The organism is Methylorubrum zatmanii (genome assembly GCF_014845115.1).
GTDB lineage: Bacteria > Pseudomonadota > Alphaproteobacteria > Rhizobiales > Beijerinckiaceae > Methylobacterium > Methylobacterium zatmanii.
In genome coordinates this window covers 32,826-47,096 of sequence record NZ_NKUI01000039.1, presented here as the reverse complement: position 1 = coordinate 47,096, position 14,271 = coordinate 32,826, and the positions used below count along the sequence as shown (strand labels likewise).

Below are 14,271 nucleotides of genomic sequence, written 5' to 3'. Positions count from 1 at the left end.
AACGTGGCTGTAGCCGGAGGTCAGAGCCACCGGGAGCGCCGGAAACTTTTCGCGAAGGATGCGGGCGAGGGCGATGCCGCCCATGCCGGGCATCACCACGTCCGAGAACACCGCGTCGAACGGCGTTGCGGCCCGTTCCAACTCGGTCAGGGCGGCCTCGGCATTCTCGGCCCAGACCGGGTGATGGCCGAGCTCCTCCAGGATCTGGGTGCAGAAGCGGCCGACTTCGAGATTGTCCTCGACCACGAGGACGCGCAGCCGCGCCTCCGCCGACGCCGCCTCGCTCGGGCCGGCGGGGGCGGAGGTCTCGGCCGGGGCGGCGACCTGGGGCAGGTAGAGGGTGAAGGTCGTGCCCGCGCCCGCCCGGCTCTTCACGTCCACGTCCCCGCCCGATTGCTTGGCGAAGCCGATCACCTGCGACAGGCCGAGCCCGGTGCCCTTGCCGACTTCCTTGGTGGTGAAGAACGGCTCGAAGATGCGGCCGAGATCCCCGGACGCGATGCCGGTGCCGGTATCGGTGACGGACACCGCGACGAAGGGGCCCGCAGCGCCGGCATGGCCCCGGATCGGCGGCATCGGCGCACCGCCGTCGAGATGCAGGGTCAGGCGGCCCTCGCCGTCCATGGCGTCACGGCCGTTGACGGCCATGTTGACCAGGGCGGTCTCGAACTGGCTCGCATCGGCGCGCACGTAGCAGGGCTCGCCGGGCAGGTCGGTCACCACGCGGATACGGGCGCCGGTCACCGAATCGAGCATCTCCGAGATGCCGCGCAGCCGCTCGCACACGTCGAAGGTCTCGGGCTTCAACGCCTGCCGCCGGGCGAAGGCGAGAAGCTGGCCCGTCAGCTTCGCCGCGCGGTCCACGGTGTCGGACACCGCGTCGAGGTAGCGGCGCTTGCGCTCCGGCGCGAGGTCGGGCCGGCGCAGGAACTCCACCGAGGAGCGGATGATGGTGAGCAGGTTGTTGAAGTCGTGGGCCACGCCCCCGGTGAGCTGGCCCACCGCCTCCAGCTTCTGCGACTGGCGCAGGGCCTCCTCCGCCTGACGCTGCTCGGTGATGTCGCGGCCGAAGCCGTAGAGCAGGCCGTCCTCGGGCACGACGGTCCAGAGCACCCGGCGGGTGCCGCCTTCCCGGGTGAGGCAGGTCAGTTCGAGATCGGTGGAGGCACCGGCCGCGAGCCGCTCCAGCGCCAGGGCCGCCGCCGCGCGCTCCTCGGGGGCGAGGAAATCGGGCACCGAGCGGCCCACCGTCTCGTCCGGCGTCCATCCCAGGGTCCGGGTCCATGACGGGTTCACCTTCTCGATCCGGCCCGCGGGGGAGGCCACGACCTTGAGCACCGGCGAGAGCGTCCAGACCCGGTCGCGGTCGCGCCTCTGCGCCACCACCTCCGCCTCCAGATCGGCGGCCTTGGAATGGAGCGAGTGCTCCACCCGCCGACGCGCGGTCACATCCTGGAACAGCACCGCCACCTGGCGCCGGGAGGGCGGCTCGATGCGGAAGGCGGCGACTTCGAGGTAGCGGCCGGTGGCGACGAGTTCGCGCTGGATGCGGATCGGGTGGCCGGTGCGCAGCACCTCGCCGTAGAGCGCGATCCAGCCATCGGCCTCCGCGCCGACCATGTCGCGCAGACGCCGGCCGACCACGTTGTCGATGCCGGCATGCTGCGCATAGGCGCGGTTGGCCTGGATATGAACGTAGTCGCTCAAGGGGCCGTGGGGGCCGTCGATGAACTCGATGACGCAGTAGCCCTCGTCCATCTGCTCGAACAGCGTCCGGTAATGCTGTTCGCTCTCGGCCAGCGCCGTGCGTTGGGCCCGCTGCTCGGTCACGTCCCGCACCACGCCGGACAGGCGGAGCGGCACACCGTCGGCGTCACGCTCGATGTCGAAGCTGCGCGCAATCCAGCGGGAAGCGCCGGTGGCGGCATCGCGGACGCGGTAGATCGCTTCCTGCCCGGCTGGCGCCTCCGGCGTCAGACGGGCCTCGGCGAGTTCGGCGGCGAGGATCGAGGCCGGATAATCCGCGCGCACCTCCAGGCCGTGCAGACGGCAGAAGGCGGGACTCGGATGCAGCCTCCCCTCGCGCAGGTCGAGGGCGAACAGGCCGATCCCGGCGGCCTCCTGCGCGCGGACGAGATGGTCCCGCGCCGCATGCAGGCGATCCTCCGCCGGCGGACGTGCCGGCTCGGGTTTCACATCGTCGAGGGTGCGGGGCTGGCTCACGGTCATGCTCACGGGCATTACCTTATCACGCCGCATTGCAGCGCAAGCGCGACCGTTTGGCCGCGCAAAACTCCCTTTCCGTCCTTATAGTGGCCCAACCGCGATCAGGGGAGATCGCGTGCCGGCCAGGGCCGGAAGATGTTCTGCTCTCTGAACAACAGGCGCCCTTCGCTGGCGAGGCAGGCCGCGATCCGCAGCCATCCGCGGATCTGCGCCCATGAAGACCGAATCACCCTCCCGAGAGGATCGGCTGGCCCGGCCCATCGTTCTACCAGCCGCCGCGCTCCTCACGGCTCGGCGGTCGCCCCTGAGGCGTCAATGCATCGATCACGCCGGGCAGGGCCTGGGCGAGCTGGGTCAGCAGGTCGTCCCGCGACAGGCCCGTCTCCCGACTGAGGGTGTCGACCGCCCCCGGGCCGAGGGCGTCGGCGAGGCGGTTCGGCGCGATCTCCCGATTCGGGCCATGGCCGATCCAGGAGGCGATCACGTCGCCGAGCCCACTTCTGTCGAAGCCGCGGATCAGATCGTCGAGGCCGCCCGCCACAGCTCCGCCTTCGTCCTGCGGTTCCCGGTCGAGTCCGGCATATGGGCCCTCCCCAGGGGAGCGGCTGCCGGCCGGCACGTCGCCCGGACCGTCGAGCATCCCGGCGAGATCGCCGAACTCGCCGCCCAAGCCGGGATCGCTGCCCTGAGACGGCAGCCCGCTGCGGCGGCCATGGTTGAACTCGCCGAGATCCCCGTCATCGGCGTCGGGACCGGGGAGCGGCCGTCCGCCGGCCTCCGCCTGCCCGCGCCCGAAGATATCGCCGAGGCCGCCCGCTCCCTTGGCGAGGAGCAGCATGAGGAGCGCCTTCATCACCGGTGAGGCCAGGGCTCCGCCGCGCCCGCCTCCCAGGACCTGTCCGACCACACCGCCGATGACCTGATCGAGCAGCCCCATGCGTTCCTCCCGACATCGCGGCCCTATGGCCGGCCTATCGTGAAACGGTGGTGGCCACGCTAGGGTTGCCGATCAGTTCTCGTGGTTGGAGCGGAAGGGCTTGGAGAGGTGCTCCGAGGGGTTGGTGCGGGTCGTCTTCTCGCTCCCTCGACCGCTACCCTTCCGTTCGGGCACCACCGAGGTGGAGGGCCGGATCGCACTCGGTGCCGAGACATCGCCGGTCGGCCGCTCGGCGGCGGGGCCGCTGCCACGGACCGTGTCGGTGCCCGGGGGCAGGGTGCCTGCGGTGGGCTGGTCGTTGGGATTGGCCGCGCTCTGGGCCATCGCGGAGCCAGTCAGGCTCGCCAGCAGGAGGCCGCCGAGGAGGGCGGCGGTCGCGGTGACCCAAGGGCGGGGAGAGGGGCGCGTCATGGTCGGCTCCGGCGTGCGGATGCCGCGCGGCCGAGGAAGACGGCCCGCGGCGGCGGCGGGATGCCGGGCCAATCCCCGGCCCGCCGCCACGGTTCCGCTCTCGCCTGCCCGAGTTTCGGGCAGAGGCCTTCGGACAGCGGTCCCGAAGCCGGAGCCTGATCCGGCCTCAGCCGCGCTTGCGCCCGCCGCCGCCCTTGTAGCGGGGCTTCTGGCCCCCCAATCCTTGCGTCGAGCGTGCCTTGGGCCGCTCCTGCCAGGGCACGGCGCCGGCGGGCAATTCGCGGTCGGTGCCGGGGCCCATGTTGTCCAGCGTCGGTTTCGAGATGCGGCTGCCCTTCTGCCCGTAGCGCCCGGCCTCGCGCTCCACATCGCTCTGGCGGGCCATGGGATCGTCGGAGACCATCAGCTCGGTCGCCTGCAGGCGCTTCAGCTCGTCGCGAAGCCGGGCCGCCTCCTCGAAATCGAGGTCGGCCGCCGCCGCGCGCATCCGCTTCTCCAGATCGGCCATGACGGCCTTGAGGTTGTGGCCGACGGTGATCGCGTCCTTGGCCAGCCCCGTATCGACGCGGACGTGATCGCGCTCGTAGACGCTTTCCAGAATGTCGCTGATGCCGCGCTTGACCGATTGCGGCGTGATGCCGTGCTCTTCGTTGTAGGCGAGCTGCTTCTGGCGACGGCGCTCGGTCTCCGCCATCGCCCGCTCCATCGAGCCGGTGATGGTGTCGGCGTAGAGGATGCAGCGGGCCTCGGCGTTGCGCGCGGCGCGGCCGATGGTCTGGATCAGGGAGGTTTCAGACCGCAAGAAACCTTCCTTGTCGGCATCGAGGATGGCGACGAGGGCGCATTCGGGGATGTCGAGCCCCTCACGCAGCAGGTTGATGCCGATCAGCACGTCGAAGGCGCCGAGCCGCAGGTCGCGGATGATCTCGATCCGCTCCAGGGTGTCGATGTCGGAGTGCATGTAGCGCACCCGCACCGAGTTCTCGTGCAGGTATTCGGTGAGATCCTCGGCCATGCGCTTGGTCAGCGTCGTCACCAGGGTCCGATAGCCGGCCTGAGCCACGGCTCGGACCTCGCCCAGCAGATCGTCGACCTGGGAGCGGGCCGGGCGGATCTCGATCACCGGATCGACGAGGCCGGTGGGGCGGATCACCTGCTCGGCGAAGACGCCCGCCGTGCGCTCCATCTCCCACTTGCCGGGCGTGGCCGAGACGTGGACCGATTGCGGCCGCATCGCGTCCCATTCCTCGAAGCGCAGGGGCCGGTTGTCGAGGCAGGAGGGCAGGCGGAAGCCGTATTCGGCCAGCGTCGCCTTGCGCCGGAAGTCGCCCCGGTACATGCCGCCGATCTGCGGCACGGTGACGTGGCTCTCGTCGGTGAAGACGAGGGCGTTGTCGGGCAGGTATTCGAACAGGGTCGGCGGCGGCTCGCCGGGTTTGCGCCCGGTCAGGTAGCGCGAATAGTTCTCGATGCCGTTGCAGGCACCGGTGGCCTCGATCATCTCGATGTCGAAGGTGCAGCGCTGCTCCAGGCGTTGCGCCTCGATCAGGCGCCCCATCCGGGTCAACTCGTCGACCCGCAGCTTCAGCTCGGTCTTGATGCCCTTGATCGCCTGCTGCAGCGTCGGGCGCGGCGTGACGTAGTGCGAGTTGGCGTAGACCTTCACGAACTTCAGCTCGTTGATCTTCTTGCCGGTCAGCGGGTCGAACTCGACGATCGATTCCACCTCGTCCCCGAACAGGCCGATGCGCCAGCCGCGATCCTCCAAGTGGGCCGGCCAGAGTTCGATCACGTCGCCGCGCACCCGGAAGGTGCCGCGGGCGAAGTCGGACTGGATCCGCTTGTATTGGAGCGCCACGAGGTCGGCGATGAGCTGGCGCTGCTCGATGCGCTCCCCGAGCGAGACGGTGAACGACATCGCCGTATAGGTCTCGACCGAGCCGATACCGTAGATGCAGGAGACCGAGGCGACGATGATGACGTCGTCCCGCTCCAGCAGGGCGCGGGTGGCGGCGTGGCGCATCCGGTCGATCTGCTCGTTGATCGAGGATTCCTTCTCGATGAACGTATCGGACCGGGGCACGTAGGCCTCCGGCTGATAGTAATCGTAATACGATACGAAGTATTCGACCGCGTTGTCCGGGAAAAAACTCTTGAACTCGCCGTAGAGCTGCGCGGCCAGCGTCTTGTTCGGTGCGAGGATCAGGGCCGGGCGCTGGGTCTCCTCGATCACCTTCGCCATCGTAAAGGTCTTGCCCGAGCCGGTGACGCCGAGCAGCACCTGATCGCGCTCGGCCGTTTTCACACCCTCGACCAGGGCGGCGATCGCAGTCGGCTGGTCGCCGGCGGGGGTGAAATCGGATTTCAGCGTGAACTTCACGCCGCCTTCCGACTTCGCCGGCCGCTCTGGACGGTGAGGCACCCAGGCCTCCCCGTTCTTGAACAGCGGATTGCCCTCGGTGAGCAGCTTTTCCAGCGCCTCGACGGTGGCCGAGACGCCCTCGGTCGCGAGGGATGGGGCATCGTCCTGCCCCGCGCCCTCAGGGGCCGGCCCATCCTCGGGCGGGGTCAGGCCGAGCGCCTGGGCCAACCGCGGATCGACATCCGCCGCGTCGCCGAGGGCGAAGCCCGCCTGCGGCGCCTCGGCGAAGCCGTCCTGCGCGATTCTCCTGGAAGCCTTCGCCTCGCTCTTCCCACCGCGCCCCTTGCCACCGCGCCCCTTGCGCTCCGGCGGAGGCGCCGGCTCGGCGGCCTTCGGGCGGTTGCGGTTGAGGGCGGGGTTGAGCAGCGCGGCGAGATGCTCGTCGAGCGGCATCAATTCAGGCTTGTCGGCCCGCGCTTGGGTGACGCGCGGTTTTTTCGGTGCGGGCATGGATGCAATATGGGTCGAGCCGGCCGCGCGCGGAAGTGTTTTGGAAGCGATTGCGGACCTTCCCTGATCCCGACGGATCATGCCAGAGGTTGCGCGGTCGTCCGGCTGCTCGAGCCGCCCCGGAGGAATCATGTCCGAACCGATCCATCCGCAAACCCGTATCGGCCATGTCCATCTCAAGGTGGCCGATCTCGACCGCGCCCTGGGCTTCTATTGCGGGGTCCTCGGCTTCGCGCTGATGCAACGCTACGACAGCCAGGCCGCCTTCGTCTCGGCCGGCGGCTACCACCACCATATCGGTCTCAACACCTGGGAGAGCGCGGGAGGCGAGCCGCCGCCGCCCGGCACCACCGGCCTCTACCACCTCGCCATCCTCTACCCGACCCGCGCAGCCCTCGCCGACGCCCTGCGCCGGGTCGAGGCGGCGGGCATTCCTCTCGACGGCGCGAGCGACCACGGCGTGTCCGAGGCGCTCTACCTGCGCGACCCCGATGGCAACGGCGTCGAGCTCTACCGTGACCGGCCGGAGGCCGATTGGCCGCGGGACGGGGAGGGGCGGCTCGCCATGGTCACCCGGCGCCTCGACGTCGCGGACTTGCGATCGGAGACCTGAGCGACGGCGCCAACGCCGCTTGACGGCTCTGCGAAGGCGTGTACTTTGCAATGCAAAGCACGCCCCGACGCGGGAAGACGAGCCCATGCGTGACCGACACGGAGACCTCGACAAGGCGCTCGCCGACATCGTCGCGATTCGGATGCAGATCGCGCGGGACACCGCCTTCCGCGGCCTCGGGGCGGCGACCCTCGCCGCCACCGGCGTGCTGGCGCTCGTCGTCGCAGCAGGACAGGCCGTGCTGCTCGACGATCCGACCGGGCGCCCGGTCGCCTTCTTCGGCCTGTGGATCACCGCCGCCGTCACCGCCTGCGCCCTGATCGGCTTCGAGGCGGTGCGCCGCTCGCGCCGGGTCCATTCAGGCCTCGCCGACGCGATGGTGTTCAGCGCCATCGAGGGCTTCCTGCCGGCGGGGGGAGCCGGGCTGTGCCTCGGCCTCGTCTTCGCCCGCTTCGCGCCGGACCAGCTCTGGATGCTGCCGGGGCTGTGGCAGGTGCTGGTCGGACTCGGCCTGTTCGCCTCCGCCCGCATCCTGCCCCGCAGCGTCGCGCTGGCCGGGGCGTGGTACCTGCTCGCGGGATTCGCGGCCCTGGCGCTCGCCAGCGAGACGCGGCACCTCTCGCCCTGGCTGATGGGCCTGCCCTTCGCCGTCGGCCAGGGACTGGTCGCCGTCATCATCCACTTTCAATCGGGACGCCTTGACGGAGACGCCGATGCCGACCTCTGACCGTCCGCAAGTCCCCTCCTCGCAAGCCCGCTTCTCCTATGAGGGGCTCGACCGGATCATCCACGAGCGGGCGCGGCTCTCGGTGCTGACCTCCCTGGTCTCGCATCCCCGCGGCCTCGCCTTCCCCGACCTCAAGCGCCTGTGCGGCCTCACCGACGGCAACCTCAGCCGCCATCTCGCGGTGCTGCAGGAGGCCGACCTCGTCAGCCTGGAAAAGGGCTACGACCAGAACCGCCCGCAGACCCTGTGCCGCCTGACTCCGTCCGGGCGCACCCGCTTCCTCGATTACCTCGGAGTGCTGGAGCAGGTGGTGCGGGATGCCGCCCAGGCCGCCGGCAAACCGCAACCGGCCGGCGGCCACGACCGTTCCAGCCTCGCCAAGCCGGCCTGACGGCCCCGACTCCGTCGAAGCCGACCTCTCCCCCTTCGTTCCTCATGTCGCCCGGAGACTTTACGATGCAAAGCAGTCTCGATCGCAGACCCCGGCAGCAGGGACTCCACGCGGCGATCATCATGGACGGCAACGGCCGCTGGGCCAGCGCCCGTGGCCTGCCGCGGGGAGCGGGCCACCGGGCCGGGGTCAAGACGATCCAGCGGGTGGCGGAGGTCGCCCCCGATCTCGGCATCGGCACGCTGACCCTCTACGCCTTCTCCAGCGACAACTGGCGCCGCCCGGCCGAGGAAGTCGGTGGGCTGATGCGCCTGCTGCGGGCCTATCTCCGCGGCGAGACCGAGCGGCTCGCCCGCACCGGCACGCGGCTCTCGGTGATCGGCCGCCGCGACCGACTCCCCGCCGGCATTCCGGAGGCCATCGCCCGCGCCGAGGCGGCGACCGCCGCCGGCGACCGGCTGCACCTGCGCATCGCCGTCGACTACTCCTCCCGCGACGCGATCCTCGCCGCCGCCGCCCGCCTCGGACCGGAGGGCCTGAGCCGCGAGGGCCTGAGCGGCGCCCTGGGCGCGGACGGGGACGTCGACCTGTTGATCCGCACCGGGGGCGAGAAGCGGCTCTCCGACTTCCTGCTCTGGGAGGCGGCCTATGCGGAGCTGCACTTCACCGACCGGATGTGGCCGGATTTCGGAACCGCCGACCTCGCCACCGCAATCGCCGACTTTTCCGCCCGCGACCGGCGGTTCGGCGGGTTGAACGTCGCGGCGGTGCCGGAAGCCGCCTAAAGCGCCTTCAACCAAGCCCATCCGGCGAGCCCCCGCAGAATCGTCTCGGTTCTGCGCCGCCTTCCTCATGCCCGAAGCACGCGATGAAGATTCTGCTCGTCAACGTGCCGCATCCGGCGATCGGCAGCCGCATCCCTGACGATCATCTGCCTCCGCTCGGGCTGCTCGCTATCGGCGGGCCCTTGATCGATGAAGGCCACGCCGTCTCCTTGATCGACGGCGAGTTCGGACCGATGCCCCTCGGCGATCTTGTCGCCCGGATCGTCGCCGCCGCACCCGAGGCGGTCCTGTTCGGACATTCCGGCTCGACCTCCGGTCATCCGGTGATCGCTGCCGTCTCATCCGATCTGGCGATGGCGATGCCAGACGTCAAAATCGTCTATGGTGGCGTATTCCCGACCTACCATTGGCGCGACATCCTGGAAGCGGAGCCGCACGTCACCGCCATCGTCCGCGGCGAGGGGGAGGAGACCACCCGCAGGCTGATGTCAGCGCTCGAAGCAGGCCGGCCGCTCGATGCGATTCCCGGCATCGCCTTCCGCGACGGCAGCGTGATCCGAGAAACCCCGCCGGCAGCCCTGATCCGCGACCTCGACGCCTACCGGGTGGGCTGGGAGCTGATCGATCACACCCGCTACAGCTACTGGGGCGGCCTGCGCGCCGTCGTCGTGCAATTCTCTCGCGGCTGCCCGCATCCCTGCACCTATTGCGGCCAACGCGGCTTCTGGACCCGCTGGCGCCACCGCGATCCCATCCGCTTCGCCGCCGAGCTCGCCCGCCTCCATCGCGAGCACGGCGTCCGGGTCATCAATTTCGCCGATGAAAACCCCACCGTCTCGAAGAAGGTCTGGCGCACCTTTCTCGAAGCGCTGATCGCGGAGAACGTCGACCTCATCCTGGTCGGCTCGACGCGGGCGGACGACATCGTGCGCGACGCCGATATCCTGCCCCTCTACAGGCAGGCGGGCTGGGTGCGTTTCCTGCTGGGCCTCGAAAGCACCGACGCGGCCACCCTCGACCTGATCCGCAAGGGCACGACGACGACGACCGACCGCGAAGCCATCCGCCTGATGCGGGAAAACGGCATCCTCTCGATGGCGACCTGGGTGGTCGGCTTCGAGGAAGAGCGCGACCGCGATTACTGGCGCGGCCTGCGGCAACTCCTCGCCTACGATCCCGACCAGATCCAGATGCTCTACGTCACGCCCCATCGCTGGACCCCGTATTTCCGGCTCACCGAGGAGCGCCGGGTGATCCAGCTCGACCGGCGGCGCTGGGACTACAAGCATCAGGTGCTCGCCACCCGTCACATGCCGCCCTGGCGGGTTCTGCTCTGGTTCAAGCTGATCGAGGTGATCCTCCAGGCGAGGCCGAAGGCGTTGGCGCGGACCTACCTGAACCGCGATACGCGGCTGCGCCACGCCATGCGCTGGTACACCCGGATGGGCCGCCGGGTCTGGCCGCACGAACTCTTGTCCTGGTTGCGCGATCCACTGACCCGGGACGGGCCAACCGTGGCGGAGTTCTGGGGGAAGGGACAGGAGCGGGAGGACTCGATGGTCGTGCGCGCCAACGCCCGGCCCGTTGCGGCCGGGCGCGAGGCCGCCTGACCCCTTCAGGCTGGACGAACGCCGTGACAATCCCACATGCACGGTCCCGACCCGTCACGAAGCTCACACGCCGCCATGCAGGCCGATCCGAACGCCGCGCCCCCCGCCCTCGACGACGAGACCCTCGCCTTCGCCGGCCGGGTCTTCCAATACGCCCGGATGGGCCATGCGGAGGAACTGGCCGAATTGTTCGGGCAGGGCCTGCCGGCCAACCTGCGCAACGACAAGGGCGACAGCCTGTTGATGCTCGCCGCCTATAACGGGCAGGAGGCGGCCACCCGCGTCATCCTGGAGGCCGGGGGCGATCCGGAACTCGCCAATGATCGCGGCCAGACCCCGCTCGCCGGGGCCGCCTTCAAGGGCGAGGCCGGTATCGTCCGGCTGCTGCTGGAGCACGGTGCTCAGGTCGATGGGGCCGGCGACGGCAGCCGCACGGCGCTGATGGTGGCGGCGATGTTCGACCGGACCGAGATCGTCGACCTGCTGCTCGCCCACGGCGCCGATCCGTCCAAGCGCGACGCCTCCGGCCTGAGTGCCGCCGACATGGCCCGGCAGATGGGCGCTCACAACACTCCGGCCCAGTTGGAACGCGCGCAAGGGGGCTGACAGGGGGCCGATACGGGAAGCCCGCGCGGCGTCTGAGCGGAGCCCAAATCCACCATCCGAAGCGATCACCCGGATTTGGTATGACCGGTTCCGGCGCCCCCCGCCTCGTGTAGAATCGGCCGCGAGCCGGGCCAAAGATCCCGGATGCGAGGAACGCCGGGAGGCACGCCATGCCGGATGCGGTCGGGGCGATCGACCAGGGCACCACGAGCACGCGCTTCATCGTGTTCGACCGCCACGGCGCGATCCTGGCGCAGGCCCAGCGCGAGCACGAGCAGATCTTTCCCCGGCCCGGCTGGGTCGAGCACGATCCCCGGGAGATCTGGCGCAACACCCACGCCGTGATGCGCGAGGGCTTGGCCCGGGCCGGGCTGACACCGCAGGCGCTCGCGGCCATCGGCATCACCAACCAGCGCGAGACGGCCCTGTTATGGGATCGCCGCACCGGCGAGCCGCTCCACAACGCCCTCGTCTGGCAGGACACCCGCACCGACCGGCACGTGGCGGCCCTGGCCCGCGACGGCGGCCGCGACCGCTTCCGCGCCGTCACCGGCCTGCCGCTGGCGAGCTACTTCTCGGCCTCGAAGCTCGCCTGGCTGCTCGACCGCGTGGACGGGGCGCGGGCCAAGGCCGAAGAGGGCGACGCCCTGTTCGGCACGGTCGATTCCTGGCTGGTCTGGAATCTCACCGGCGGTCCGCAGGGCGGCCTGCACGTCACCGACGTGACCAATGCCAGCCGCACGCAGCTGATGTCCTTGGCCACCCTCGACTGGGACGAGGGCATGCTCGGCGCCTTCCGCATCCCGCGGGCGGTGCTGCCCCGAATCGTCTGCTCCAGCGGCGTGCTGGGCGAGACCCGCGAGCCGTTCCCCGGCGTGCCGATCGGCGGCATCCTCGGCGACCAGCAGGCGGCTTTGTTCGGGCAGACCTGTTTCGCGGCCGGCGAGGCCAAGAACACCTACGGCACCGGCTGCTTCGCCCTGATGAACACCGGTCCGCAGCCCGTCGCCTCCACCGCCGGCCTCGTCACCACCGTGGCCTATACCTGCGAGGGGCACGCGCCGGCCTACGCGCTCGAAGGTTCCATCGCCATCACCGGCGCCCTGGTGCAGTGGCTGCGCGACAATCTCGGGCTGATCGGCGCCTCGAGCGAGATCGAGGGCCTGGCCCGCAGCGTCGAGGACAATGGCGGCGTCTACGTGGTGCCGGCGTTTTCCGGCCTCTACGCGCCGCATTGGCGCGACGACGCCCGCGGCCTCATCATCGGCCTGACCCGCTACGCCAACCGGGGCCATATCGCCCGCGCCTGCCTGGAGGCGACCGCCTACCAGACCCGCGAGGTGCTGGAGGCGATGGAGCGGGATTCCGGCATGGCCCTGGCCGAGCTGCGCTGCGACGGCGGCATGACCGTCAACGATCTGCTGATGCAATTCCAGGCCGACATCCTCGACCGGCCGACCCTGCGCCCCAAGATTTCGGAAACGACGGCGCTCGGCGCGGCCTATGCCGCCGGTCTCGCCACGGGATTCTGGAAGACGCTCGGCGATCTTCGGGACAACTGGGCCGTGGACAAACGCTGGCATCCGCGTATCGCGGAAGAAGAACGTCGCGCACTCTTCACCGGATGGGGCCGGGCGGTGGAACGCTCGTTCGGGTGGATCGAGGAGGAGACGTGATGGGTGCTTCGACAGCCGGCCGGAGACGCTCGCTTCGAACGGCGTTGCTCGCCGCCGCGATGATTGTCTCGCCGCTCGCCGCCGGCCTCGCTCCGGCACCGGTCCATGCCGCGCCGGCCGCCGCCTATCCGGGCCAGCGGGAGGGCGACCACGTCGTCGAGACTTTCCGATTCGCCAATGGCGAGAGCCTGGACAAGGTCAAGCTGCACTACACCACCCTGGGCACGCCCCATCGCGGCGCGGATGGCGAGATCGACAACGCCGTCCTCGTCCTGCACGGCACCACCGGCACCGGAAAGAGCTTCCTGATCCCGACCCTGGGGCCGGAGCTGTTCGGGGAGGGGGCGCCCCTCGACGCGCGCCACTGGTACGTGATCCTGCCCGACGGGCTCGGCCGCGGCGGCTCGTCAAAGCCCTCGGACGGCCTGAGGGCACGCTTTCCCCGCTACGGCTATGCCGATGTGGTGGAGGGCCAGCACCGGGTCGTCACCGAGGCGCTCGGGGTCAAGCATCTGCGCCTCGTACTCGGCACCTCCATGGGCGGGATGCAGGCCTGGATGTGGGGCGAGCGCTATCCCGGGGCCATGGACCTGCTGATGGCGGTGGCGAGCCAGCCGATCCCGGTGAGCGGGCGCAACGCCCTGTGGCGGCGCCTGCTGATCGAGGGCATCCGCACCGATCCCGACTGGAAGGGCGGCGAGTATACCGAGCAGCCGCGCCATTTCGGCCGGATCCTGCCGATCTTCAACATCATGACCGAGAGCGTGCTCGGCCTGCAGAAGCAGGCGCCGACCCGCGCGGCCGCCGACAAGGCCTACGATAAGATGATCGCCGGCTACGAGGACAAGGCCGACGCCAACGACTGGCTCTACTGGTTCGATTCCTCCTACGACTACGACCCGTCGCCGAACCTCGAAAAGATCACCGCGAAAGTATTGGCGGTGAACTTCGCCGACGACGAGCTGAACCCGCCCCAGCTCGATGTGATGAACGCGGCGCTCGCCCGCGTGAAGGGCAGCCGCTTCGTGCTGGTGCCGACCTCACCGGACACCCACGGCCACCAATCCCTGCGATTCGCGAGCCTGTGGAAGGGTTATCTCGCCGAGTTCCTGGCCCACCCCGAGGCGGCGACGGAGGCAAAGAGCACGTCGGAGCGCCCGCAGGGCACCCGCTGACGCTCCCGGTGCACGCTGCCACGAAGCGTGCGGGCGAGTCCGTGAACCGCCGCACGGGAAGCCCCCGGCTTTCCCGTGCGGGCTCCCGCGACTCCAACCTCCGGTTGACGGCTGTCCGGACAAAGATTTCAGGCTGCAAAAGGCAATTTTCTTCCGACAGAAAATAGAATTTGGTGAGCCCACAGGGTAATCTTCGTCCACCGCCTGTGTCTCCGGACTCGGATCAGGCATTTTTCTGCAAA

Annotated in this window: 12 protein-coding genes; 8 read left to right on the top strand and 4 right to left on the bottom strand. The window is 69.8% G+C overall.

What is annotated here, in order from left to right:
• From MZTS_RS05110 to uvrB, 4 genes are all read right to left on the bottom strand, one after another.
• Nucleotides 1-2,229, bottom strand: a 2,229-nt coding sequence (locus MZTS_RS05110) for a PAS domain-containing protein (RefSeq protein WP_192282308.1), incomplete at its 3' end; no start/stop codon positions are given.
• A gap of 262 nt (nucleotides 2,230-2,491) precedes the next feature.
• Nucleotides 2,492-3,163 (bottom strand): YidB family protein, encoded by a 672-nt coding sequence (locus tag MZTS_RS05105; RefSeq protein ID WP_009863904.1) that lies wholly within the window; start codon nucleotides 3,161-3,163, stop codon nucleotides 2,492-2,494.
• 72 nt (nucleotides 3,164-3,235) lie between these two features.
• Entirely contained in the window at nucleotides 3,236-3,574 is a 339-nt protein-coding gene (locus MZTS_RS05100; protein WP_192282306.1) for a hypothetical protein, read from the bottom strand.
• A 166-nt stretch (nucleotides 3,575-3,740) separates the two neighbouring features.
• Nucleotides 3,741-6,446, bottom strand: coding sequence for an excinuclease ABC subunit UvrB (gene uvrB, locus MZTS_RS05095; RefSeq protein ID WP_192282305.1), 2,706 nt, complete (start codon nucleotides 6,444-6,446; stop codon nucleotides 3,741-3,743).
• Between the two features lie 130 nt (nucleotides 6,447-6,576).
• On the opposite strand from uvrB, the gene MZTS_RS05090 reads away from it, so the two are divergent.
• The 8 genes from MZTS_RS05090 (at nucleotide 6,577) to MZTS_RS05055 (ending at nucleotide 14,029) form a co-directional block, all read left to right on the top strand.
• Nucleotides 6,577-7,059 (top strand): VOC family protein, encoded by a 483-nt coding sequence (locus MZTS_RS05090; RefSeq protein ID WP_192282304.1) that lies wholly within the window; start codon nucleotides 6,577-6,579, stop codon nucleotides 7,057-7,059.
• Nucleotides 7,060-7,144: 85 nt separating this feature from the next.
• Nucleotides 7,145-7,786 carry a hypothetical protein gene (locus MZTS_RS05085; protein ID WP_192282302.1) on the top strand — a complete coding sequence of 214 codons (642 nt, stop codon included), beginning with the start codon at nucleotides 7,145-7,147 and terminating at the stop codon, nucleotides 7,784-7,786.
• Entirely contained in the window at nucleotides 7,773-8,177 is a 405-nt protein-coding gene (locus MZTS_RS05080; protein WP_192282300.1) for a transcriptional regulator, read from the top strand. Before MZTS_RS05085 ends, MZTS_RS05080 begins: the two co-directional genes overlap by 14 nt.
• A gap of 65 nt (nucleotides 8,178-8,242) precedes the next feature.
• Complete coding sequence (locus MZTS_RS05075; RefSeq protein ID WP_192282298.1) at nucleotides 8,243-8,962, top strand: di-trans,poly-cis-decaprenylcistransferase; 720 nt, start codon at nucleotides 8,243-8,245, stop codon at nucleotides 8,960-8,962.
• Between the two features lie 83 nt (nucleotides 8,963-9,045).
• Complete coding sequence (bchE, locus tag MZTS_RS05070) at nucleotides 9,046-10,572, top strand: magnesium-protoporphyrin IX monomethyl ester anaerobic oxidative cyclase (protein WP_192282296.1); 1,527 nt, start codon at nucleotides 9,046-9,048, stop codon at nucleotides 10,570-10,572.
• A 75-nt stretch (nucleotides 10,573-10,647) separates the two neighbouring features.
• On the top strand, nucleotides 10,648-11,178 hold the full coding sequence (locus tag MZTS_RS05065; protein ID WP_192282294.1) for an ankyrin repeat domain-containing protein: 531 nt from the start codon (nucleotides 10,648-10,650) through the stop codon (nucleotides 11,176-11,178).
• Nucleotides 11,179-11,348: 170 nt separating this feature from the next.
• Nucleotides 11,349-12,854, top strand: a complete 1,506-nt coding sequence (glpK, locus tag MZTS_RS05060; RefSeq protein ID WP_192282292.1) for a glycerol kinase GlpK — start codon at nucleotides 11,349-11,351, stop codon at nucleotides 12,852-12,854.
• On the top strand, nucleotides 12,854-14,029 hold the full coding sequence (locus tag MZTS_RS05055) for an alpha/beta fold hydrolase (protein WP_192282290.1): 1,176 nt from the start codon (nucleotides 12,854-12,856) through the stop codon (nucleotides 14,027-14,029). Before glpK ends, MZTS_RS05055 begins: the two co-directional genes overlap by 1 nt.
• Nucleotides 14,030-14,271: the final 242 nt, after the last annotated feature.